Origin of the sequence: Nonomuraea sp. NPDC052129, assembly GCF_040680095.1 — a bacterium.
Taxonomy (GTDB): Bacteria; Actinomycetota; Actinomycetes; order Streptosporangiales; family Streptosporangiaceae; genus Nonomuraea.
This window is the reverse complement of the sequence record NZ_JBFAVX010000010.1, coordinates 173,231-195,778: the sequence shown is the minus strand read 5'-3', so window position 1 is coordinate 195,778 and position 22,548 is coordinate 173,231. Positions and strand designations below refer to the sequence as shown.

Genomic DNA, 22,548 nt, shown 5'->3' with positions numbered 1-22,548 from the left:
TGACATCAGAGGGAGGAGTCGGGTATGGCGCAAGTCTTCGTCCCGTTCCCCGCCGCCCCGGCGCTGGCGCGGATCCCCCTCCTCCCGTTGACCTGTCCGCCGGACGACAGAGGGGCTGGGGAACCGGTGGACCCGCTGGTCCGCGAGGGGATGTTTCTGGCTTCCCGGCAGGCATCCGCTCTCGCCGCCGCGGCCCCATCGGAGGGCCGCGGCGGCGAGACGGTACGCAGCTACACGCAGCGGGCCCGGACTCGACCCACCCCGCAAGGGGTGTTCGCCGGCGTCGCCGCCGCGTTCTTCTCCGGCTCCGGCGCCCCGGACTTGACCATGGGCGGCATGCATCGGGCCTGCAGCGTCCCCGACCCCAGTTGGCTCGCCGCGCTGTCCGATCGCGTCTTGGCCGACCCGGACGTTCTACCGCGGCTCACCCTGTTCGCCAACAACCTGACCATCCAGCGCGGTGGACGGCTGGAACACGAGCGGCCGGCGGAACCCGGCGGCACCGGGGTGCGGAGAGCCACTGTCCGCGCGACCGACGTCACCTTGCTGATAGTGCAGGTGTGCGCGGGAGGAGCCTTGTGGGGCGAGGTGCTCGACGCCGTCACCCGCGCCTGGCCCGGGGCGCCAGAAGCGTCGGTCCGCGCCATGGTGTCGCAGCTGGTCGGGCATGGGTTCCTGCTGGCCGACCTACTCGGCGAGGGCGGCAGCGACGACCCGCTGGGGCACCTCCTGGCCAAACTCCCCTCCGGCAGTGCGCTCCGGGAAGACCTGGCGTTGCTGCGTCGACACCTCGCCGACGCCGACACCCACCCGCCGGGCGCACCGCAGCGGCTCACCATGCTGGCCGCCGCGCGGGACGTAGCCGACCGGGTCGGCTACCAGGAGCGGCCCGTCCGCGTTGACGTGGCCGTCGACGCCCACCTGATCATGCCTGCTCGCCTCGCGCGGGAGGCTGCCGACGCCGCAGGGGTTCTGTGGCGGATCGGCAGCGACCCCGACCCTCTGGTCGGCTTCCATGACCGGTTCATCCACAGGTACGGGCACAACCAGTTTGTGCCGCTGTTCGAAGCGATCGACCCCGTGATCGGGGTCGGCGCCGACATGGCTGAGTCGCCGTCCGACACACCGCAGGGGTCGACGCGCGTTCTCATCTCGTTGATCGCGTCTGCTGAGCACGGCGTCGAGGTTGAGCTGGACGCAGCGACGGTGGAGGCGCTGGCCACGGTGAACGGAAGCGCGGCCGCGCGGCCGCCGCGGACCGCCGAAATCTATGTGCGGGTCTTCGCCGACACGCCGCAGGACGCGGCGGCCGGGCGGCTGCGCCTGGCGGTGGCTGTTGGTGGCGGCACTCAGGAGGCGGGTTCGTCGTCGGGGCGGTTCGCTTCGCTCCTGCCCGCGTTGAAGGTGGAGGATGCGGACGGGGACGCCGTGGTCGCGGAGCTGGTGGTCCGCGCCCGTACGCCGGCCGGGGCGACGCTCGCGCCGCTGACAGGGTTCGCGGCGCATCGGATCCCGCTCGGTGTCCCGGTACGCCCTGGCGACCTGAAGCTCGATGATCTTCTGCTGGTGTCCGACGGGCGGCGGCTGCTGCTCTGGTCAGCCGGTCTGGGACGGCGCATCATCCCGGTGCTGTTCTCGCGCCTGTCGCCCCACCTGCTCCCGCCAATCGCCCAGTTCCTGCGGCTGCTCGGCCAGCACGGGTGCCGCCCCTGGGGGGCATGGTCGTGGGGGCCGCTGGCCGCTCTGCCGTTCCAACCGCGCGTCCGCTACCGGTCGACGATCCTCATCCCCGCCCGCTGGACCCTCCCTTCCACGGTGATCGGAGCCGCAGAAGCCGATTGGGAGGCCGCCCTGGACTGCTGGCGGGCGTCGACGGTTCCGGCGCCGCCGGACGTGGTGGTCGTCACCGACCATGACCGGGCTCTCCCTTTGGACCTGCGCCGAGCCGACGACAGGGCGCTGCTGCGCCGCTACGTCAAGCGAGGCGCGACTGCGGTGACCGAGCAGCCGGGCGGGCCCGGCGCCGTCCAGGGCGTCGTTGCGGGGCCGGACGGGGCGCACGCTCTGGAGCTCGTGGTATCGCTCGCACGAGAGCAGACGCCCCTACCCCCACCCCCGCTGCCCGCCGTGGCGGTGCGGCGGCCCGGTGAAGGGCTGTACCTGCCCGGCGGGCGCTGGCTTTCGCTGGTGATCCGCACCCCTGCGATCTGCCAGGACGAGGTCCTCGCCCGTTTGGCCGCCGTCTGTGACGGCATCGACGGTCGGTGGTTCTGGTTACGGTACGCCGACTACGCCGGCCCTCATTTGCGGGTCCGGTTCCATGGCGACCCGGAGTACCTGGGCGGCCGTGTCCTGCCCACGATCGGCGATCTCGTCGGCCGGCTTATCCGTGACCGTCTGGCGAGCGGCCTGGCGGTCGAGCCGTACGAGCAGGAGATCGAGCGGTACGGGGGCAGCCCGGAGGCGATAGACGCGGCGGAGGAGGTGTTCGCGGCTGACTCCCGGCTGGTGCTGGCCACGGTGACCGCGATGCCGGACCCCGACCAGCGGACGGTCGTCGCGGCCTTGTCCGCCGCGACGATCGCGCGCGTCCTGGCCGACGGGGATCGCAGGGCCCTCGCCGGTCACCACGTCGATCGGGACGCGCGCCGGAAGATGGCCGAACTGCGGCCCTTGACCCGGACGGCGGCCGCGCTGCCGTCCACCGGCCCAGCGTGGGCGGCGCGGGACAAGGCTTTGGTCACATACCGGGATGTGCTGGACCCGGAGCAATGCGTCTCGTGCGCATCGTCAGTGGTCCACATGCACGTCAACCGGATCCTGGGCGCGGCCGTCCCGGAGCCGCTGGTTCGGGCGCTGGCGGTGGACCTGCTCTTCCTGGGCACTACATGAGCGACACCCAGGCCCAGGCCGCCGGCCAGGCATTCACGATCGCCGAACGTCTCCTGGACCCTGGGATGATCGTGGCCGCCGCTCCCGAACGGCCAAGGGCGTGCCTGCAGAGTCTTGCCGGTACGGCGCTCCTGCACGCCCGCATGGGCCGCGCCGACCCTCGTTTCGAGAGGGCGGCCCACGATCACTGGGCGGCCGCCGCGACCCGCGACCCGCGACCCGCGGCTGCGCGCTGCTGCTCCCGGGGTGTTCGCCGTTCCCGGAGGTATGGCGGCCTCACTGATCCTCGCCGAGGGCTATCTCACCGACCCCGAACCACAACGGCACGCCGTACAGCAAGCCGTCCACTGGCTATCGGACCAAGCCACCGCCAAAGCCGCCACCCACCACGAGCGCCTCGGTCGCGGCCCCGCCACACCGGCTTGGGAGCTATACGACGCCATTACCGGTCTTGCAGGGATCGGCCGGATCTTGCTCGCCGCCCTGGCCAATGGACACGACCACGCCGAACCAGGGCTGAAGGCCGCGCTGACCACCCTCACCACGATCATCAACACCCCTGAAAGCCGAACCCGGCCCGGCTGGTGGCTACCCGCCGACTCCCACCCTCAGGGGTCGCCGAGACCGGGATGGCCCACGGCATCGCCGGACCCCTGGCCCTCCTCTCCATCGCCTTATCCGCCGGATGGGAGGTTGACGGCCAAGCCGCCGCGATCCGCGCCGCCGCACAGTGGCTCCTCACCTGGCAGACCCTCGGTACCACGACCTGGCCTCCCTACATCACCGGGCGCGAACTCGACGACGGACCGCCTGCCCCAGCGCCAACGGCCGGACGACGCGATGCCTGGTGCTATGGCGCCCCTGGCATCGGACGAGCCCTCACCCTCGCCGGCCACGCGCTGCCAGACCCACACCTGGCCAAGGCCGGCGACACTGCCATCGCGTCCCTGGCCAGCCGCCCCGCCCACCTGTGGGACACCGAGGGACCCACCCTGTGCCATGGCAGCTCTGGAGTGCTGCAATGCGCTGCAGCCCGCGAACCGGCCACCGTCGATCCTGCGGCGTTGTCGGTCGCATCGACGTTCAACCCCGAACACCTCTTCGCTGTACAGCACCTCCGGGCAGGGACCGCGTCCGACGATCCCGGGCTTCTGACTGGAGCGGCGGGCATCGCCCTCGCTCTCGCCGACCACGGCAACCTACCGGCCCCCGCGACCGCCACCCGATGGGATGCCGTCTTGCTCCTGTCCTGATCGCCGACCCCGAACTGATGACGCAGCGTTGCGGGCTCGGCTCGACCTGACCGAGCAGCGTCCGCAAGATCTCCTCTTGATTCGAGATTGACACGAGCAACCCCGCAGAGGATTCCGGAGACGGTAAGCCTCACCGGTTGGTGGCGAGCGCCGTCGCTAGGACGTCCACGAGGAGGGCGGCCTGGCTGCCGTCCTGGTCGAGGTCGGGGTCGAAGATGGTGAGCTCCAGTCCGGCGGCTCCCGGGAGGCTGAGCAGGCCACGGAGCAGCCCGGCCAGTCCGTCCGCGTCGGGTCCGCCGGGCGTGGGGGAGTCGACCGCGGGCAGTATCGCGGAGTCGAGCACGTCGGCGTCGACGTGGATCCAGAAACCGTCGAGGTCGTCGCGGACCAGCACCTCCCTGGCGACGTCGAGGGTGCCGGGGCCGAGGTCGGCGGCGGGCACGTACGCGAGACCGGACTCCTTGACGTCCCGCAGGTCCTCCTCGTCGCGGACGCCGAGCACGATCACGTCCTCGTCGGCCACGTACGGCCGCAGACCACCGATGTCCGTCAGGTAGTCGTCGCCACGGCCGGTCACCAGGGCGAGACTCTCTCCGCCCGCCGAGCTCACGTACGGGGAATTGCCCAGGTTGCGGAGGTCGGCATGGGCGTCCAGGTACGCCAGGCCGTAGCGTCCCCTCTCGCGCAGTGCGAGGGCCGGGCCCAGCAGGATCGAGCAGTCGCCGCCGAGGACGATCGGGAAGGCCCCCGACTCGCGTACGGCGGCGACGCGGTCGGCCAGCTTCCTGGCGTACGCGGCGATGGCCGGGCCGTTGCGGACCCCGTCGCCCGGCTGCCAGGTGGCCACGTAGCGCGGCGGAACCACCGCGCCCGCGTCGTCCGCGCCGATCCGCTCCCGCAGCCCGGCGTCACGCAGCGCCCACGGGGCCTTGTAGCAGCCGGGGATCGCGTCCGGGGCGGGTGGGCGCAGGCCGAGGTTCGAGGGAGCATCGAGGATGGCGAATCTTGTGTCAGTGGTTATAGTGGTCATAGTCCTGACGGTAGCAGGAGGAAATTGAGATGCGCCAGTACGTCGATACGGGGTTGGTGGCGTTGGACCTCGCCAACACGTGGGATGAGTATCTGGACGAGCCGGAGCGGCTGCCGGACCCTGCGGCGCTGCGGCAGTTCTGCGCGGAGTTCGGCGAGGAGGAGTTCGGCGAGGAGGAGTTTGGCGGATCGCCTGGTGAAAAGCCTGAGCTGGCCGCTGTGCGGGAGATGCGCGGGCGGTTGCGGGCGGTGCTGGCCTGCGAGCCGCCGGAGCGTACGCGGGCGCTGGCCCGGTTCGCGGCCGGGCTGCCGACACGCGTGGCCGTGGAGGACGTGGACGGGGTGCCGGTGCTGCGGCTCGCGGCGCCCGACGGCGCGGGGACGGCGGACCGGCTGGCGGTGCGCGCGGTGCGCGAACTGCTCGACGTGGCTGCCGCAGGGGATTGGGCACGGCTGCGGTTGTGCGCGGCCTCGCCGTGCCGGGACGCCTTCATCGACCGGAGCCGGCCGGGGCGGCGGCAGTTCTGCTCGACCCGCTGCGCCAACCGCGCCCACGCCGCCGCCTCCCGCGCCCGCCACCACACCTGACCGGCCCTCCCCATCCGGCAATGGGGGACTCCGCACGCCGGGAATCCCCCAGCCGCATCCAGCCAGTGGCCGACAAGATCACGATCAGGGGTGTTTGACGAACATTTCGAAGTCGTTGAAGCCGTCGGCGAATACGTGCACATACTGTTCGTTGAACAGCTCATGCCAGTTGTTGTCGAGGTCCTGCGCGGCGATGACCTCCTTGGTTATCTTCACGTTCTTCTGGCGCCCCGGCGGCGTGTTCGGAGTGGTGACCGTCAGCGTCAGGCTCGTGAGGTCCTTCCAGCGGAAGTGATGGGCCGGCTTCGGACCGGCCAGCAGGTGGACCGTGCTGTGGGTGTTCTGGAAATCACCAAATTTCTGCAGATGCTCCTGGTCGGGGTCGCAGCCGTTGGTGTTCGTCCTGATGAGCCGGGTCCAGGTGTCGCTACCGGACGCATCCCGGTAGCGTGCGGTCACCCACACGGGAATGCATTCGTTGGTGTTGGAGAGTTCGCCAACGTCGAACCACATGCTGAATGCCTTGAAGTCCTCGTCACCGGCGGCTGACGCGGGTGCCGCGTTGAACGGGACGGCGATCAGCGTCGCCCCCAGAAGTACCGTGGCCGCCTTGCGGAATCCTCGAATGGTGCAAATGCCCATGGTGACCCTCGTTCCTCTCTCCTGAGCTGCCCCTCCAGAATTCCGTGCGTAGCGCCGCAGGAAGATCCCCAGATTTGGGGGGTGTCCCCGCTCCGCCGCGATGGATATCCGTAAGCGCGTGCCCGCAACGCTGGGTCGGCGGCACGGTGTCAGGAACGCATGCCGCCGTCCGGCCCTCCCCACCCGGGGCGGACCTCGCCGAGGTTGCGTGGGGCGTCGATCAGGTGGTCCTGGGTGTCGGCGTAGTGGCCCCGGTGGGCGGTGTTCCGTAGCACCTCGATCTCGCCGATCCAGCCGACCCGCCGACCGGCCCTGGCGCGGACCACATCGCCCTCCGACAGGCGGCTCCACTGCTCCTCGGCCACGCCGTTCGCCTTGAGCTCGCGGCCCCGGCCCTCGTCGACGGCGCACCAGTGGACGTACTTAGGCCGGTTCTCGTTGCCTCCCGAACGGCGTCTGCGTAGGCGGACGATCTGGCCTTCGATCCAGGTCTGGCCGGTGAGGTCCAGGAGGGCGCGCACGGCGGGCACGGCGGCGATCGCGAGGCCGACGGCGAAGCCGCCAGGCTGGGCCAGGGCCTGCGGCCACAGCTCGAACGTGGACAGGACGATCAGCACGATCCACGTCCAGAAGCCGGCGAAGAATCCCGCCGCCAGGCCGCGGCCGATGGCGTGCAGTGGCGGCCTGCCCCAGATGAGCCGCGACGGGTAGCGTACGTCCACCGCGTGCCACAGGCCGCCGTAGTCGGACCAGGCGCGGCGGTCGTCGGCGGGCACGCTCACCGGCAGGCTGCGCACCGCGCGCGGCGCGAGCCCGAGAGCGGCCGCGTACGCCAGGGGGCGGCCCCAGATGGTCACGCTCGCCGCGGGCTTGTCGGCGAAGCGGGAGTTCGACAGGCTCTCGCGTACGGCCAGCCAGCGCCCCGCCGCCTGGACGCCCAGGTCGGTGCCGCGTTCGCCGTTCAGCCGGCCCGCCAGGTAGACCAGCGCGGCGTAGGCGAGGACGCCCGCGCCGATGCCGCCGTCGCGGTCGGAGTCGGCAGAGGCGTCGGCCAGGGTGACCGCGACGGCCACCAGCGCGGCGGGCACGAATGCCGCCGCGAACAGCAGCGTCGCGTGCGCCCGGCTCCAGCGCGCCCGCGACAGTCCGCGCCGCCGGGCGTCGGCGATGACCTTCTTGCGGAAGCTCTTCCACCAGCGGCCCAGGTTGCGCGAGCCCTCGGCCAGCGCGCCGGTCGCCACGACGCCGTCGCGCGCGAGTGAGCGTACGTGCTCATAGACAAGCTGCTCGTACGGGTTCAGCCCCTCGGCCTTGCGCAGCCGTACCAGGGACAGCTCCGGGCCGACCTCCTCGATCTGGACGGCGCCCCGCGCGGCGAGGTCGAGCAGGGTGGCCGAGGCGGCCTCGTCGCACAGGCGCCAGCCGCCGGTGATGAGGTCGACCACGGCGGGTGATTCGTCCGTAGGCGCGCCGCCGGGCGGGCCGGGGGTGACGTCCGGGGTGCGGGTCGCGAGCGCGAGGGCCAGCAGGAGCAGCGCCCATAAGGCGGTGGCGACGGCCGCCGCGGCGAACCAGACGGTCATCAGAACCGCACCTGTACGGGCCCGCGCTCCTCGCCGGGCGCCTGGAAGTATTCGCGGGCGGTGAACCCGCCCATGCCCGCGACGATGTTGGCCGGGACGGTCTGGATCGCGTTGCTGTAGGTGAGGACGGCGTCGTTGTAGTACTGGCGGGAGTAGGCGATCCGGTTCTCGGTGGTGGCCAGTTCCTCCTGCAGTTCGGCGAAGTTCTGGCTGGCTTTGAGGTCGGGGTAGGACTCGGTGACCGCGAACAGCGTCTTCAGCGCGCCGGTCAGCGCGTTCTCGGCGCCGGCCTGCTCGGCGAGGCTGTGTGCGCCGAGGGCCTGCGCGCGGGCGGCCGTGACGGCGGTGAGCGTCTGCCGCTCGTGGCCGGCGTAGCCGCGTACGACCTCCACCAGGTTGGGGACCAGATCGTGGCGGCGTTTGAGCTGCACGTCGACCTGTGCCCAGGCGTTCTCGACGGCGTTGCGCTTGCGGACCAGCCCGTTGTAGAGCACGACGATGAGGACGGCGACCAGCAGAAGGAGTAAGGCGAAGGCGCCAACAGCAATGATCACAACGGCCTCCCTGACGTGTCACTGCGCGTGCTTCATATGAACAGGTCAGGGTTGCAAGCGGCTGTACATCAGGCGAAGTAGATCGGCTCTATGTCAAGCGAAGAGCGCGCCCCCAGTCAGGCGAGAAGCGCGCGCCCCCGGTCAGGCAAGGAGCGCGCGTCCCCAGTCACGCGAAGAGCGCGCGTCCCCAGTAGTCACCCGCGTCCCGCATCCCCGGCGGGCAGGCCCACAGCCCGCTGGAGATGTGCTTGATGTACTCGTTGAGTGCGTCGCTCTTGGCCAGCCGCATCTGCACCGGCACGAACTGCTTGCGCGGATCCCGCTGGTAGGCGATGAAGAACAGCCCGGCGTCGAGGCGGCCGAGCCCATCGGAGCCGTCCACGAAGTTGTAGCCCCTGCGCAGCAGGTGGGCGTCGCCGTTGGTGCTGGGGTGGGCCAGCCGGACGTGGGCGTCGTCCTTGATGAGCGCCCCGCCGTCGGCGCCCTTGGCCGCGAAGTCCAGCGGGTCGAACTCCGCCTTCTTGCCCAGCGGCGCGCCGGCGCCCTTGTCCCGGCCGAAGATGGCCTCCTGCTCGGCCAGCGAGGTACGGTCCCAGGTCTCGACCATCATGCGGATCTTCCGGGTGACCATGTAGCTGCCGCCGGTCATCCAGGCGGGGCCGTCCTGGGCGTCCACCCAAAGCTGCCGGCGCAGCAGCTCGGCGTCCTCCAGTTTGAGGTTGTTGGTGCCGTCCTTGAAGCCCATCAGGTTGCGCGGCGTCGCCTGGGCGCGCGAGGTGGAGGACGTACGGCCGAAGCCGAGCTGGGACCAGCGGACCGACACCTTGCCGAAGCCGATCCTGGCCAGGTTGCGGATGGCGTGCACGGCGACCTGGGGGTCGTGCGCGCACGCCTGCACGCAGATGTCTCCGCCGGATATTTCCGGAATGAGTGCCTCGCCAGGAAATTTCGGGAGATCGGCGAGGGCGGCGGGGCGCTTGTCCGCCAGGCCGAACCGCTTGTCGAAGAGCGACGGCCCGAAGCCGATCGTCAGCGTCAAGCCGGAGGCGGGCAGGCCGAGCGCCTCACCCGTGTCGTCGGGCGCCGCCTCGGGAACCCCGCCGAGCGTGCCGAACGTGCCCGCCTCCTTGCCCTGCACCATCCGGGCGGCCGCGGCCGTCCACTCCTGCAGCAGCTCGACCAGCTCGGCCCGCTTGTCGGTGGTCACGTCGAAGGAGACGAAGTGCAGCCGGTCCTGGGCGGGCGTGACGATGCCCGCCTGGTGCTCGCCGTAGAAGGAGACGGGGTCGGAGATCGAGGCCGCGTGCGCGACCGGCGGCTCTTCGAGCAGCGAGCGCGTGGCCACGGCGCCGACGCCGACGGCCGCCGCCCCCGCCGCGCCCATGCCGAACAGCTTCCTGCGGCTCATGCGCTCGCTCATGGTCCTGCCTCTCCTACTTCGTCACGATCGGGGCGATCTTGCTGATCGGCTCGGCCAGCGCGTTGATCGCGTCCGACAGCGCCTTCAGCTCGGCCTTGGACAGCTCGTTGTGCAGCTGCCAGCCGTCGCCCTTCTGGTGCTTACCCAAGGCGGCCTCGGCCGCGGCGAACTTCTCGTCCAGCGTCTTGACCAGGTCGGGCGCGCGCTCGTCCAGTACGGGGCGGAGCGCCTGCACGGCGGCCTTGGAGCCTTGCAGGTTCGCGTCGAAGTCCCACAGGTCGGTGTGCGACCAGGTGTCCTCCTCACCGGTGATCTTGCCGGTGGCGACCTCGTCGAGCAGCTCCTTGGCGCCGTTGGCCAGGTTGAGCGGGGTCAGCTCGGCGGAGTTGGACTTGGCCACGATGGTCTTGACGTCGGCGATCAGCTTGTCGGCCACCGGGCCGTCCTTGCTGATGTCCTTGGTGATCCAGAGATCCTTTTCGATCTTGTGGAAGCCGGTCCACTTCTCGCCGGCCGCCAGGTCGGCCTCGCGAGCGTCGATGGCCGGGTCCAGGTCGCCGAAGATCTCCGCGACCGGCTCGATCCGCTCCCAGTACGTACGCGCGACCGGGAAGAGCTCCTTGCCCTTGGCGATGTCGCCCGCCTTGACCGCGTCGACGAACTCCTGCGTCTTGACCAGCAGCGTGTCGCTCTGCGTTTTGATGTAGCGCTTGTAGCTGGCGGTGGCCTCGGCCAGCTTGGCGTTGTCGGTGAGCGGCTTGTGCTCACCGGTCACCTTGAGCGCGTTGCGCAGGCCCTTGCCCACCATGCCGGGCTTGCAGGCCGTCTCGTACGCCCCGGCGGGCAGCTCGGCGATGACCTCGCGGGTCAGGCCCGGCACGATGTTCTCCACCTCGGCCATGACGCGGTCGCCCGGCGCGTACACGTAGAACTCGGTGACCTTCGTGCCGCCGTTGGTGATCGTGAACGTGCTGGTGCCCGCGGGCACCTCGGCGGTGGCGACCTTGCACTCGGTGTCGGAGGCGGCGACGCTGATCTTCCCCGGCTTGGCGGGTGCGGCGGAGCCGGTCGTGGCCGGCGTCCCTGAGCCGCAGGCGGCCAGGGTGAACGCGCCGACCATCAGGGCGAGGCCGCGGGCGGTGGAGTTAAGCATGACGCTCCTGTTCGGGCGCGGCGGTGGACTTCGCCGGGGCAGAGGTCGACTGGGGGCGGCGCAGGAAGAGGATGAGGGTCGGGACGAGGTAGAGGACCCAGGCCAGGGCCTCCAGCACGCTCGGCTGGGGAGTGATGTTGAGCATTCCGGCGAGCAGCGCGCCGTACCAGGAGTCGGCGGGCAGGATCGCGCTGATGTCGAAGGCGTAGGTGGTCAGACCCGGCAGGATGTTGGCCTCCTGCAGGTCGTGCACGCCGTACTTGAAGATGCCGGCGGCCACCAGGATCAGCAGCAGGCCCGTCCAGGTGAAGAACTTGGTGAGGTTGATCTTCAGGGCGCTGCGGTAGATGCCCCACCCGATCGCCACCGAGGTGAGCAGGCCCAGGCTGATGCCGATGAGCGGATCCGCGGGGTTGTTGACGCCCCCGGCGGAGGCGGTGAAGCTCTGGACGGAGGCGAAGAACAGCAGCGCCGTCTCCAGCCCTTCACGGGCCACGGCCAGGAAGGCCATCACGACCACGGCGAGCGAGCCCATCTCGAGCGCCTCCGTGAGCTTGCCGCGCAGCTCCTTGGAGAGCGCGCGGGCCATGCGGCGCATCCAGAAGATCATCCAGGTGACGAACACCACGGCCAGCAGCGAAGTGATCGCGTCGAAGAGCTCCTGCCCCGTGTGGCCGAGGTTGGCCGCCGTGAAGGTCAGCAGCGCGCCGAAACCGACGGCCAGCGCGAGGGCGGCCACGACGCCGATCCAGACGTGTGGCAGCTTGTCCTTTCGGTCACTTTTGACCAGGAAGGCGATCAGGACGGAGACGACGAGCGTCGCCTCCAGTCCTTCACGCAGTCCTATGAGGTAGCTGGCGAACACCGACACTCCCGCGCGCTGTAGGAAAGGCTTACCTAAATTAGGGCAGGTGGAGCCTACATAATGCAAGCGCGCTATCGCACAAAAGAGCGGCTCCCCCGTGCCAGGCAGGGGGAGCCGCGGCTAAAAATCAGGCAAAAGCCCAGGTGAAGACGTGCATCGCGCCCTCCTGGACCGGCGAGAAGGTGATGCTCTTCACCCTCTTGGCCGGGTCGAGCGCGATCGGCTGCGCCGCGAAGACGTACGAGCCGAGCGGCCGCATCATCCACGAACCGTTGTAGAGCTGATATGGCGTCGAGGCCACGACCTGGTTGCCGTATCGGGGCTGGCCGCCGCCGAAGTCCAGCATCCAGTCACTGAGCCCGAGCTTGCCGGTGCCGGTGGAGCCGTCGGTGTAGGTGATCGTCGCGGTCACCTCCGACCAGCCGTTGGTGGTCGAGCCCAGGAAAGCGATCTTCGTGGCCCCGGCGGGCGCGGCCACCTCGATCGGCTGGGTCCCCACCTTGACGTTGTCCCATTCGCCGGGCTTGCGGTTCGGCCAGGTGAACTCGAAGCCGTTCCATGAGACCTTGCCGCCCGGCTTGAGCCCGGCCGCGGCCAGGGCCTGCCCCGAGTAGCTGAAGGCCGCCGCGTCGAGGTTGGCCAGGCCCGACTCGGCGTCGTCGCCGATGCCCGCGAGGTTGTGCGACCACTCGGGCGTGCCGCGGGTGGCCACGTTCAGCCGCACGCTGGCCGTGAGGTCGCTGACGGTCGTGGCGCCGCCGGAGTAGGTCGGCGCGGTGACGGAGATCGGCACGGTGACGAAGCCGAGCGCGGTGCCCGACGCCACCGAGACCTGGACCGCCTGGGTGGCCTTGCCCAGCGCCGGGACGGTCAGTGTGCCGCTCGCCGGGGTCACGGTGATCCCGGCCGGCGGCTTGGCCTGCCACTTGACGGTGCCCGCGGCGCCCGTGGACTGCACCGCGAGCGTGGCCGCGAAGGTCCCGCCCGGTTCGACGGGCCCGCTACCCGGATTGAACCCGGCGAGGTACGTCTTGGCGCCCTCGTTGAAGCTCGGCGGCGCGTTCGTCGTGCCGGTGCCGAACGTGGTGTTCGGCGACGCCCCGAGCGTGAAGTCGAGCCGGCCGCCCTGCAAGGCGAACGACTCGGGCAGCCACGCCTTGCCGGAGGTCGTCCCGTTGACCTTGAGCGTCTGGATGTAGCGGTTGGTGGAGCCGGGGGAGTAGATGTCGATGTTGCCCTGGGGCCGCTTGATGCTGATCTTGTCGAACAGCGGGGTGTTGACCAGCAGCTCGGCCCGGCCGGGGATCGCCGGGAACAGGCCCATCGCCGACCAGACGTACCAGGACGCCATCGCGCCCAGGTCGTCGTTGCCGACCAGCCCGTCAGGCCCCGGTTTGAACAGCTCCTGCTGCACCCGCCGCACCAGGTCCTGGGTCTTGTACGGCTGCCCGGCCCACGCGTACAGCCACGGCGACGGCAGCGCGGGCTCGTTGCCGAGGTAGGCGTAGGGCTCGTTCGGCCCGGCGTTGAGCGCCTTGAAGTAGGTGTCCAGCCGGGGGATGGCCTTGGCGTTGCCGCCCATCGCGTCGAACAGCCCGCGCGGGTTGTGCTGGACCATCCAGTGATACTGAGCGCCGTTGCCCTCGATGTAGGAGTCGGGGCTCGCGGGGTCGAAGGGCGAGGTGAACGACCCGTCCGCCATCTTGGGCTGGATCCAGGAGTTGGCCGGGTTGTAGGTGTTCTGCCAGGACTGCGAGCGTTTCATGAAGGTGGCGGACACGTCGCGGTAGCCGAGCCGGGAGGCCAACTGGGCGATGCCGAAGTCGGCGATGCCGTACTCCAGCGTCATGGACGGGTCCGAGACGACGTAGCCCTTGTTCATGAAGGCGGCGTTGCCCGGCCGCTCGTCGTACTTGATCTGCGGGTGGCCGATGTCCATCCCGCCGACCCGCTGGGCCGCCGTGACCATCGACTTCATCGCGTCGGCGGCCGGGAAGTCGCGGGCGCCGAAGGCGTACAGGCTGGAGACGATCGAGTGGTACGGGTCGCCGACCATGACGCCGGTGATCTCGTTCTGCAGCGACCAGCGGTCCCAGACGTCGCCGAGCAGGTGCGCGTTCTCGTACATGGTCTGGGCGATGTCGCTGCCCACGGCCGGGTCGAGCAGGGCCAGGAGCTGTACCTCGCTGCGGTAGACGTCCCAGCCGGAGAACGTCGCGTAGTGGTGGCGGCCGGCGGCGACGGTGTGGAGCTTGCCGTCCGAGCCGGTGTAGGTGCCGTCGGCGTCCTCGGCGACGTGCGGCTGCAGCAGCGCGTGGTAGAGGTTGCTGTAGAAGGTGCGCCGCTGGTCGGTGGTGCCGCCGGAGACCAGCACCTGGCTGAGCCGGTCGTTCCAGATGGAGGCCCCGTTCAGGGCGACCGAGTCGTACCCGGTGGTGCCGACCTCCGCGTCGAGGTTCTTCTTCGCGCCGTCCACGCTCACGTACGACAGACCGACCCGCATCTGCACCGGCTTGGTGCCGTCGAACTCCAGGTAGGCGCCCGAGCCAGGCCCGTTCACGATGACGTCGCCCGCCGTCACGGCCTCCGCCTCGGCGACCTTGGCGGCCGAGGCGTTCTTGACGGACAGGGCGCTCGGCTGGACGAGGTCGTCCTTCCAGGTGCCGTAGGACGTGATCGGCTGGTCGAAAGTGGCGTGGAAGTAGACCTTGTAGCGCATCGGCGTGCCGCAGAAGCCGCCGGTCTGCACCCAGCCCTGGACGGTGTTGCCACTGATCTTGGTCTCGCCGTCGTCCACGCCGTTGATCGAGCCGCTGGTGTTGAGCAGCAGCGTGCCCGGCTTGCCGGTGGGGAAGGTGAACCGCCCGACGCCGGCCCGCTGGGTCGCGGCCAGCTCCGCCTTCACCCCGGTGTCGAGGGTGGTGGTGTAGGAGCCCGGCGTGGATTTCTCGTTGTCATGCTTGTACGTCTGGACGTAGTCCATGCCATGCGTAGCAGGCGATTTATCGATTTTTCCGGAGATCGGCATCACGGGGAAGTCCTGTGCCCCGGTGCAGCCAGGGCCGTTGATGTGGGTCATGGAGAAGCCGCGTAAGCGGTTGTCCTCCCACTTGTAGCCACCTCCGGCGTTCGCCACCGTGTCGGGGCTCCACTGCATCATCCCGAACGGCAGGACGGCGCCGGGGAAGTTCATCCCGGCGCCACCGCCGTGACCGAAGTCGGGACCCGCCTCCTGAGTGCCGAGGAAAGTGTTGACCAACGCGACCGGATACGGTTCTGGGGCGGTCCCCGGAGCGGCGGTAACAGCGCCTGCCGGGATCGCCGTCGCGGCCACAAGGGCGGCGACCATCGGTAAAGACCACAGAGACAAGGTCGTCCTCCAGGGTTGAGATCATTTCATGGCAGCGTGAATCGCCCGCGCGCGTCAATGCGCAGAAGTTCCGGCCACAAGTTGCCACCGGCCTGACGACCACCGGCGGAGTTGCTAGGGGTTGGCTGATAACGGCGCCCTTGACAAATTCGGCGTTACTCCTGGTCGATTCACGACTTCTGATCGATTCACGGCAGCAGGGAAATGGCCCATGTCCACTGTTCTGGTCGAGCAATCCGCAGACACCCGATCGCCGTCCGTCCGCCTCGCGCGGCTGGCGGATCCCGGCTCTCTCATACCACTCCACGCCGCCGACGACAGCGGCGTCCAGGCCGTGTCCGGCCTGGTCGGCGGCTCGCCCATCGTCGCCTACTGCACCGACGCCACGCGGATGGGCGGCGCCCTGGGCGCGCCGGGCGCCCGCCACATCGTGGCCGCCATCGAGGCCGCCGTACGGCTCGACTGCCCGGTGATCGGGTTGTGGCATTCGGGCGGGGCCCGGCTCGCGGACGGTGTGGAATCCATGGACGGCGTGGGCCGGATGTTCGCCGCCATGACGAAGGCGTCCGGAGTTATTCCGCAGATCTCCGTTATTCTCGGGCCCGCCGCGGGCGCCGCGGCTTATGGCCCGGCGCTCACCGATATCGTCATCATGGCCGACGCGGGGCGCGTCTTCGTGACCGGTCCCGATATCGTGCGGAGCGTCACCGGCGAGAAAATCGACATGGCCGGACTCGGCGGTCCGGAAGCGCACGGCGGTAAATCCGGGGTCGCCCACATCGTCGTCGGAAACGAGGACGAGGCATATGAGCGGGCCCGCCGCCTCGCCGGATTCTTCGCCCGCCCCGGCAGCTTCGACCTCGACCTGCTGCAGGACGACTGGGAGGACCTGGGCGCGCTGCTGCCCGAATCGCCGCGCCGCGCCTACGACGTGCGGCCCCTGGTGCACGGCGTCATGGACCGAGACGAGCGTGGGCCGGTGTTCGAGGAGCTGCAGCCCCGCTGGGCGCCGAACATGCTGGTCGGCCTCGGCCGTCTCGGCGGCCGGACCGTCGGCCTGCTCGCGAACAACCCCCTGCGCAAGGGCGGCTGCCTCGACTCGCTGTCGGCCGAGAAGAGCTCGCGCTTCGTCCGCATGTGCGACGCGCTGGGCGTCCCGCTCGTCGTCCTGGTGGACGTGCCCGGCTACCTGCCGGGCGTCGGGCAGGAATGGGGCGGGGTCGTCCGGCGGGGCGCCAAGCTGCTGCACGCCTTCGCCGAGTCGGTCGTGCCCAGGGTCACGCTGATCACCCGCAAGTCGTACGGCGGCGCCTACATCGCTATGAACTCCCGCTCCCTCGGCGCCACGACGGTCTTCGCCTGGCCCGACGCCGAAGTGGCGGTGATGGGCGCCGAGGCGGCGGTCGGCGTCCTGCACAGGAAGGCACTCGCCGCGGCCTCCGAGGCCGAGCGGCCCCAGCTGCTGGCCCGGCTGGTCGAGGAGCACCAGCGGATCTCCGGCGGGGTCGAACGGGCGATGGCGCTCGGCGTGGTCGACGAGGTCATCGCGCCCGCGACCACGCGCTTCCGGCTCGCCGAGGCCCTCGCCCGCGCACCGCACACGAGAGGACGGCATTCGAACATCCCCCTGTAAAAGCTCCTTTGAGGCTCCCGAAAGGCACGCGAGGCGCCTTTCGGGAGCCTTCGCGTCAGCTGAACACCTGCGCCCGCATGGACTCCTCGCCCGTGAGGCTGGCCGGCAGCTCGGTGCGCCGGGTGACGTTGAGCTTGCGGTAGATCCGCGTCAGGTGCTGCTCCACCGTGCTCACCGTGATGAACAGCTTGGCGGAGATCTCCCTGTTGGTGTAGCCCTCGGCCGCCAGCGCCGCCACCCGCCGCTCGGCGTCGCTGAGGATCCCCGTCACGCCGGCGGAGTTCGCGGCGGACCGGTCGCCCTTGCCGCCCCGGTTGAGCGCCAGGGTCAGCGGTTCGGCCTGGCATTCCACCGCGAGCAGCCGGGCGCGCCTGCCGAACATGCCCGCCCGCCGGTACTCGCCGTTGGCGTGGTAGGCCGCCGTCAGGTCGAACAGCGTCCTGGCCAGCTCGTACCGGTCGCCGCCCGACTGCAGCAGGTCCGCCGACTTGCGCAGCAGCATCGGGCGGTGCCGCGTCTCGCTCACCGCCGCCAGCAGGCGCATCGCGATGCCCTGGACGCGCCTGGACTGCTGGCCGCACCGGGCGAGCTGCTCGTCGATCAGGCGGCGCGCCTCCTCGTGGTCGCCCAGGCGGATCAGCGCCTCGGCCGCGTCCGTACGCCACGCGATGAACCCCGGCACGTCCAGCTCCCACCTGCGCATGAGCTCGCCGCAGAGCTGGAAGTCGCGCAGCGCCTGGTGCGGCTGGCCCGCCATGAGATTGAAGCGACCCTTGCCGTGCAGGTACTGCAGGCCGAACCTGGTCTCCAGCATCGCCTCGGGCACCGGCTGGTTGAACTGCCGCACGTGGTCGTCCAGCCGGCCCATCGCCGCGCCCGCCTGCAGCAGGCTGCCCAGCGGCCCGCCGACGGCCACACCCCAGCTGGTGGCCGGGATGATCTCCAGGGCCCGCTGCGCGTCGTAGGCCGCCGCGGCCAGGTCGCCCCTGCGCAGGCCGATCTCCGCCCGGATGGCGGACAGCCGGGCCTGCCTGCTCGGGGCGCGCCGTGAGGCCGCCTCGTCGATGAACGCGTCGCACCAGGGCGCCGCCTTGCCCGGCCGGTCCGTGTACGTCAGCGCCAGCAGCGCGGTCTCCACCGTGTCCATCGTCATCTCGTCCAGCCGGGAGCCGCGCAGGATGCGCTCGGCCGTCGCCACGGTCTCCTCCCGGGGACCCTGGGTCAGGACGCTGGCCAGCACGCCGGCCGACTCCATCCGGCGGCCGACGACGACGGACGAGGCGGCGTTGCTCGCCTGCTCGCCGCTGACCTCCGGCAGGTGCGGCAGGAACGAGGGGTACAGGCTGCGGAACCAGGGGCGGGCCGCGGCCAGCTCGGCCACGGTCTCCTGGTCCAGCTCGGCCAGCTCGTTGAGGTGGGCCAGGACGTCCTTCGCGTCCGCCACATGCCCGTGCCACAGCAGGGCCTTGGCCAGCACCACCGTGTCGCCGCCGCCCAGGTAGCCCTTGTGCAGGGCGTCGGTCAGCTCGGCCAGGTGCGTGGCGGGGGCGCTCGGGTTGATCCGCCACTCCGCCCGTACGAGCGTGGTGGTGATCCTGGCCCGCCGCCGCTCGTCCACGCAGGCCCGCCAGGCGAGCTTGAGGTACTCGATGGCCGACTCCACGCCGTCGTCGCGGAGCGCCTGCCGCGCCGCCTCCTCAAGGACCGAGATGGCCCAGGGGTCACCGGCGTGGCTGGCCTGCAGCAGGTGCTCGGCTACGACGGCCGCCGGGGCGCCGCTCTCGTACGTCAGCTCGGCGGCCCGTCGATGCAGGTCGATGCGCTCGGCGGCGTCGAGGTCGGCGAGCACGGCCGCCCTGGCCGCCGGGTGGCGGAAGTGGCCGTGCTCCAGCACGCCGGCGCCGGTCAGCGCCTGGATCGCCTTGGCGACCGCCGCCTCGCCCTCGTCCAGCAGCCGGTCGGCCGCCGTCTCGCCGCCCGGAGACCGGCCGCCCGGCAGGTCGCCGCTGCTCAGCAGCTTGATGACGGCGCTCTCGCCACCGCCGAGCAGCGGGCCGATCGAGGCGGGTTCGCCCAGTACGGCCAGCGCCCTGGCGACGACCGTCATCCGGCGATCGGCGCGGCGCAAGCAGGCCACCGTGCCCTCGCCGTACCTCGCGCCAGGGGCGCCGGTGGCCTGGAAGTCCTCCACGAGCGCGGTCACCAGCAGCCGGTTGCCGCCGCTCAGCGCGTAGCAGTCGGCCGCGAACCCGTCGGCGGCCGCGGCGCCCGCCCGGACGGTCACCCAGTGCGCCACCTCCTCGGCGGACAGGTGGGTGAGCCGGATGGGCCGGCAGTGCGGCTGCCGCAGCACCTCGGTGTGGAAGAGCGTCTGGACGTGCGCGCTGTGGTCGGGCGCGCTGAAGACCAGCATGACCTGGGCGAACTTGACCCGCCGCGCCAGATAGGCCAGGCAGAGCTGCGAGGCCCGGTCGGCCTGGTGGACGTCGTCCACGACGATCACCAGCGGGCAGCGCTCGGACAGTTCGAGCAGGGCCGCACAGAGCGCGTCGACGATCTGCACGTCCATGTGGTCGATGGCCTCGGCCTGCGGGTCGCTCGACAGCTGCGAGCTCATGCCCTCGTGCAGCAGGTCCATGGTCGCGGCCCGCTGCTTCTCCGTCAGGGGCGCGTTGTGCAGCAGCTGGGCCAGTACGCCGAGCGGCAGGCCGCTCTCCGCCAGGGATCCCGTGGCGGTGAGCGGTAACGCGCCGTGCTCGAAGGCCTGTTCCGCGAACGCGTACAGGAGCTCGCTCTTGCCGGTCGCGATGGCGCCGGTCACCATGGCGATCCTGCCCTTGCCGGCCACCGTCTCGCGCAGCAGTTCCTCCAGGGAGGTCAGGCCCTCCCGTCGTTCGTCGATGGCCATGATCGGCCTCCCCTTTTTCGTTCGTCGGCTGTCAGAGTCGGCTGGATGTCAGAGTCGGCTGGGTGTCAGAAGGGCAGCCTGCGGCCGGACGGCGTGCGCAGGTCCAGACGGCCTCGGGTACGGGGGCCGCGCGGGCGCTGCCGGTGGATTCTCTTCAGCATCACGGGTCTCCTTCTCCTCGGTGGGTCGTACGTCGGGGGTGAGGCGGGCGCGGGCGGCGCGGACAGCCGAGTAGGCAGCCGTGGCGATGTCCGCGTCGATGCCGGCGCCCCAGGTGACGGCGCCGCCCATCCGGCACTCGGCGTAGATCACCGTCTCGTCGCTCAAGCGGTCGCCGGACCCGCTCGGCTGCTCGTGGTCGAGCGGGCGGCCGGTGCGGTGCACGACGCGGACCTGGATGCCCCAGGGCGCCAGCACCGAGCCGAGCGCGCGGCAGGCGTCCGCCCGGTCGCCGCCGATGTCGAAGCGCCCGTCGATGTACAGCGCCGCCGTCACCGGCTCCCGCCCCACGGGCAGAGGCTCCGACGGGTCGCCGTGGAAGAGGTACTCGGCGCGGAAGATGGCCCCGATCCGGCTCGGCGACAGCTCGCCGCCCACCGCGTCGGCCTGCGCCTGGACCTTGGCCGACAGGTCGGCCTGCATCCCGCGCGGCAGGTTGAGCCCGTGCCAGGCGCTCATCACGTAGGCGACGCCGCCCTTGCCGGACTGGCTGTTCACCCGCACGACCGCCTCGTACGTACGGCCCACGTCCTTGGGGTCGACGGGCAGGTACGGCATGCGCCACGGCAGCTCGGCGACGTCGGCGCCGCTCTCGTCGGCCGTCCGCTCCAGGTCGTCGAAGCCCTTCTTGATGGCGTCCTGGTGAGAGCCGGAGAAGGCGGTGTAGACGAGGTCGCCGCCGTAGGGATGCCGGGGATGCACGGGCAGCTCGTTGCAGAGCTCGACCGTGCGCCGGATCGCGTTGATGTCGGAGAAGTCGATGCCCGGGTCGATCCCGTGGGCGTACATGTTCATGCCCAGCGTCACCAGGCAGACGTTGCCGGCGCGCTCGCCGTTGCCGAACAGGCAGCCCTCGATCCGCTCGGCGCCCGCCAGCAGGGCCAGTTCGGCGGCGGCCACCCCGGTGCCGCGGTCGTTGTGCGGGTGGATGGACAGGCAGACGTGCTCGCGGCGCGACAGGTTGCGGTCGAGCCACTCGATCTGGTCGGCGAACACGTTGGGCAGCGACCGCTCGACCGTCGTCGGGAAGTTGAGGATGATGCCGCGCCCCTGCTCCGGCTGCCAGACGTCCATGACGGCCTCGCACACCTCAAGGGAGAAGTCGAGCTCGGTCTCGTTGAAGAGCTCGGGGGAGTACTGGTAGCCCAGGTCGCAGTCGCGCAGCGTCCGCTCGGCGTACTTCATCATCAGGCGCGTGCCCTGGACGGCCAGGTCCTTGCACTCGGCGCGGCTCATGTCGAAGACCACCCGCCTGAAGAGCGGCGACGTGGCGTTGTACACGTGGATCATGGCCCGGGGCGCCCCTTCGAGGCACTCCACGGTCCGCTCGATCAGCTCGTCGCGGGCCTGCGTGAGCACGGTGATCCGCACGTCGTCGGGGATCCGGTCCCGCTCGATCAGCAGGCGGACGAAGTCGTAGTCGTTCTGGCTGGCGACGGGAAAGCCGACCTCGATCTCCTTGTAGCCGATTTCCACCAGGAGGTCGAACATCTTGAGCTTGCGCTCAGGCGTCATCGGGTTGGCCAGCGACTGGTTGCCGTCACGTAGATCGGTCGATAACCAGCGGGGCGCCGCCACTATCCGATTGCTCGGCCAAGTGCGGTCGGTCAGGTCTACGGGGGTGAATCCGGCGTAACGCTCAAAGCCTTTCATCGTCAGACGTCCTTTCCTGAATGACTTCCCGTTGGAGCGGTCAAATGGAGGTTTTGGATGTCGAAGGCGGGCTCCACACCCAGCTCGGCTTCCAGCAGCGCGCGCAGCCCTTCATAGGCGCGCCAGGCGTCGGCGCGCCGGCCCGCGCGGCCGAGTGCCGTGATGAGCTGGGTATGGAAGTTCTCGTTCAAGGGATAGGCGGCCACGAGCACGCGGAGTTCGTCGATGAGTTCGCCGTGCAGGCCCAGCCGGATCCTGGTCTCCAGGTGCATCTCCACCGCCCGCAGCCGCTGCTCGTCGAGCGCGGTGGCGCGCGGGCCGAGCACCGCGCCCCTCGGCACGTCGGCCAGCGGGGGGCCGGACCACATGGACAGCGCTTTCCGAAGGACCAGGTCGGCGGCCTCATGGTCGCCCGCGCGGTGGTGCCCGGCGGCCCGCTCGACCAGCCGGGGGAAGACGAGCGCGTCCACCCGCTCCGGGTCGGCGCGCAGCAGGTAACCGGGCGCTCGGGTGACCACCAGCTGGGCCACGGCCGGGCCCATTCTCAGCAGAATTCGGCGGAGGTGATAAATGTGCGTCTGAAGGGTCTTGCCGGCGTCTTTCGGCTCGTTCTCGCTCCACAATTCATGGATAAGGAGATCGACGTCGACGACCTTTCCCGCGTTGAGCGCGAGTAACGCGAGAACCTGCCGGACCTTCGGCCCCACCGGGATATGGGACTGGCCGCGGTCGTCGACCAACTCCATCGGTCCCAGTAACTTGAAATCCGGCATCAGATTCCCTAAC

Annotated in this window: 15 protein-coding genes; 4 read left to right on the top strand and 11 right to left on the bottom strand. The window is 70.4% G+C overall.

The genetic code is table 11. The annotated features are described in order from the left end of the window. The first annotated feature begins 24 nt into the window (after positions 1 to 24). Together AB0L53_RS23625 and AB0L53_RS23620 are read left to right on the top strand one after the other, a co-directional pair. Positions 25 to 2,892, top strand: coding sequence for a lantibiotic dehydratase (locus AB0L53_RS23625; protein WP_363997436.1), 2,868 nt, complete (start codon positions 25 to 27; stop codon positions 2,890 to 2,892). Between the two features lie 584 nt (positions 2,893 to 3,476). After that, on the top strand, positions 3,477 to 4,145 hold the full coding sequence (locus tag AB0L53_RS23620; protein ID WP_363997433.1) for a lanthionine synthetase LanC family protein: 669 nt from the start codon (positions 3,477 to 3,479) through the stop codon (positions 4,143 to 4,145). Positions 4,146 to 4,275: 130 nt separating this feature from the next. Here the strand turns inward: AB0L53_RS23620 and AB0L53_RS23615 are convergent, their stop codons facing one another. Beyond that, the gene (locus AB0L53_RS23615) at positions 4,276 to 5,175 is read right to left on the bottom strand and encodes an arginase family protein (RefSeq protein ID WP_363997430.1); all 900 of its coding nucleotides are present in this window, start codon (positions 5,173 to 5,175) and stop codon (positions 4,276 to 4,278) included. A gap of 29 nt (positions 5,176 to 5,204) precedes the next feature. Here AB0L53_RS23615 and AB0L53_RS23610 point away from each other — a divergent pair, with 29 nt between their 5' ends. Next, positions 5,205 to 5,762, top strand: coding sequence for a CGNR zinc finger domain-containing protein (locus AB0L53_RS23610; protein WP_363997427.1), 558 nt, complete (start codon positions 5,205 to 5,207; stop codon positions 5,760 to 5,762). Between the two features lie 84 nt (positions 5,763 to 5,846). Here AB0L53_RS23610 and AB0L53_RS23605 read toward each other — a convergent pair whose 3' ends face one another. From AB0L53_RS23605 to AB0L53_RS23575, 7 genes are all read right to left on the bottom strand, one after another. Then, entirely contained in the window at positions 5,847 to 6,404 is a 558-nt protein-coding gene (locus tag AB0L53_RS23605; RefSeq protein WP_363997424.1) for a hypothetical protein, read from the bottom strand. Between the two features lie 149 nt (positions 6,405 to 6,553). After that, positions 6,554 to 7,987, bottom strand: coding sequence for a hypothetical protein (locus tag AB0L53_RS23600; protein ID WP_363997421.1), 1,434 nt, complete (start codon positions 7,985 to 7,987; stop codon positions 6,554 to 6,556). After that, positions 7,987 to 8,541 carry a LemA family protein gene (locus AB0L53_RS23595; RefSeq protein WP_363997418.1) on the bottom strand — a complete coding sequence of 185 codons (555 nt, stop codon included), beginning with the start codon at positions 8,539 to 8,541 and terminating at the stop codon, positions 7,987 to 7,989. The genes AB0L53_RS23600 and AB0L53_RS23595 overlap by 1 nt, the downstream gene beginning before the upstream one ends. A gap of 166 nt (positions 8,542 to 8,707) precedes the next feature. Next, positions 8,708 to 9,961, bottom strand: coding sequence for an iron uptake transporter deferrochelatase/peroxidase subunit (gene efeB / locus AB0L53_RS23590; RefSeq protein WP_363997415.1), 1,254 nt, complete (start codon positions 9,959 to 9,961; stop codon positions 8,708 to 8,710). Between the two features lie 13 nt (positions 9,962 to 9,974). After that, on the bottom strand, positions 9,975 to 11,114 hold the full coding sequence (efeO, locus tag AB0L53_RS23585) for an iron uptake system protein EfeO (protein WP_363997412.1): 1,140 nt from the start codon (positions 11,112 to 11,114) through the stop codon (positions 9,975 to 9,977). Further along, a complete protein-coding gene (gene efeU / locus AB0L53_RS23580) occupies positions 11,107 to 11,979 on the bottom strand; it encodes an iron uptake transporter permease EfeU (protein WP_363997409.1) in 873 nt (290 codons plus the stop codon). The genes efeO and efeU overlap by 8 nt, the downstream gene beginning before the upstream one ends. 127 nt (positions 11,980 to 12,106) lie before the next feature. Continuing rightward, complete coding sequence (locus AB0L53_RS23575) at positions 12,107 to 15,328, bottom strand: GH92 family glycosyl hydrolase (protein WP_363997406.1); 3,222 nt, start codon at positions 15,326 to 15,328, stop codon at positions 12,107 to 12,109. 232 nt (positions 15,329 to 15,560) lie between these two features. On the opposite strand from AB0L53_RS23575, the gene AB0L53_RS23570 reads away from it, so the two are divergent. After that, positions 15,561 to 16,982, top strand: a complete 1,422-nt coding sequence (locus AB0L53_RS23570) for a carboxyl transferase domain-containing protein (RefSeq protein ID WP_363997403.1) — start codon at positions 15,561 to 15,563, stop codon at positions 16,980 to 16,982. Between the two features lie 55 nt (positions 16,983 to 17,037). Here AB0L53_RS23570 and AB0L53_RS23565 read toward each other — a convergent pair whose 3' ends face one another. The 3 genes from AB0L53_RS23565 to AB0L53_RS23555 are packed head-to-tail and all read right to left on the bottom strand — an operon-like array spanning position 17,038 to position 22,508. After that, positions 17,038 to 19,890 carry an AAA family ATPase gene (locus AB0L53_RS23565; RefSeq protein WP_363997400.1) on the bottom strand — a complete coding sequence of 951 codons (2,853 nt, stop codon included), beginning with the start codon at positions 19,888 to 19,890 and terminating at the stop codon, positions 17,038 to 17,040. A 48-nt stretch (positions 19,891 to 19,938) separates the two neighbouring features. Continuing rightward, entirely contained in the window at positions 19,939 to 21,762 is a 1,824-nt protein-coding gene (locus AB0L53_RS23560; protein ID WP_363997397.1) for a 2-isopropylmalate synthase, read from the bottom strand. A 2-nt stretch (positions 21,763 to 21,764) separates the two neighbouring features. After that, positions 21,765 to 22,508, bottom strand: coding sequence for an AfsR/SARP family transcriptional regulator (locus tag AB0L53_RS23555; protein WP_363997394.1), 744 nt, complete (start codon positions 22,506 to 22,508; stop codon positions 21,765 to 21,767). Between the last annotated feature and the right edge of the window lie 40 nt (positions 22,509 to 22,548).

Bases quoted from the DNA above. Each gene is read 5' to 3' on its own strand.
- AB0L53_RS23560 (WP_363997397.1), bottom strand. From the start codon at position 21,762: ATGAAAGGCTTTGAGCGTTACGCCGGATTCACCCCCGTAGACCTGACC.
- AB0L53_RS23575 (WP_363997406.1), bottom strand. From the start codon at position 15,328: ATGGTCGCCGCCCTTGTGGCCGCGACGGCGATCCCGGCAGGCGCTGTT.
- AB0L53_RS23565 (WP_363997400.1), bottom strand. From the start codon at position 19,890: ATGGCCATCGACGAACGACGGGAGGGCCTGACCTCCCTGGAGGAACTG.
- AB0L53_RS23555 (WP_363997394.1), bottom strand. From the start codon at position 22,508: ATGGAGTTGGTCGACGACCGCGGCCAGTCCCATATCCCGGTGGGGCCG.
- AB0L53_RS23615 (WP_363997430.1), bottom strand. From the start codon at position 5,175: ATGACCACTATAACCACTGACACAAGATTCGCCATCCTCGATGCTCCC.
- efeB (WP_363997415.1), bottom strand. From the start codon at position 9,961: ATGAGCGAGCGCATGAGCCGCAGGAAGCTGTTCGGCATGGGCGCGGCG.
- AB0L53_RS23610 (WP_363997427.1), top strand. From the start codon at position 5,205: ATGCGCCAGTACGTCGATACGGGGTTGGTGGCGTTGGACCTCGCCAAC.
- efeO (WP_363997412.1), bottom strand. From the start codon at position 11,114: ATGCTTAACTCCACCGCCCGCGGCCTCGCCCTGATGGTCGGCGCGTTC.
- AB0L53_RS23570 (WP_363997403.1), top strand. From the start codon at position 15,561: ATGTCCACTGTTCTGGTCGAGCAATCCGCAGACACCCGATCGCCGTCC.
- AB0L53_RS23605 (WP_363997424.1), bottom strand. From the start codon at position 6,404: ATGGGCATTTGCACCATTCGAGGATTCCGCAAGGCGGCCACGGTACTT.
- AB0L53_RS23625 (WP_363997436.1), top strand. From the start codon at position 25: ATGGCGCAAGTCTTCGTCCCGTTCCCCGCCGCCCCGGCGCTGGCGCGG.
- AB0L53_RS23600 (WP_363997421.1), bottom strand. From the start codon at position 7,987: ATGACCGTCTGGTTCGCCGCGGCGGCCGTCGCCACCGCCTTATGGGCG.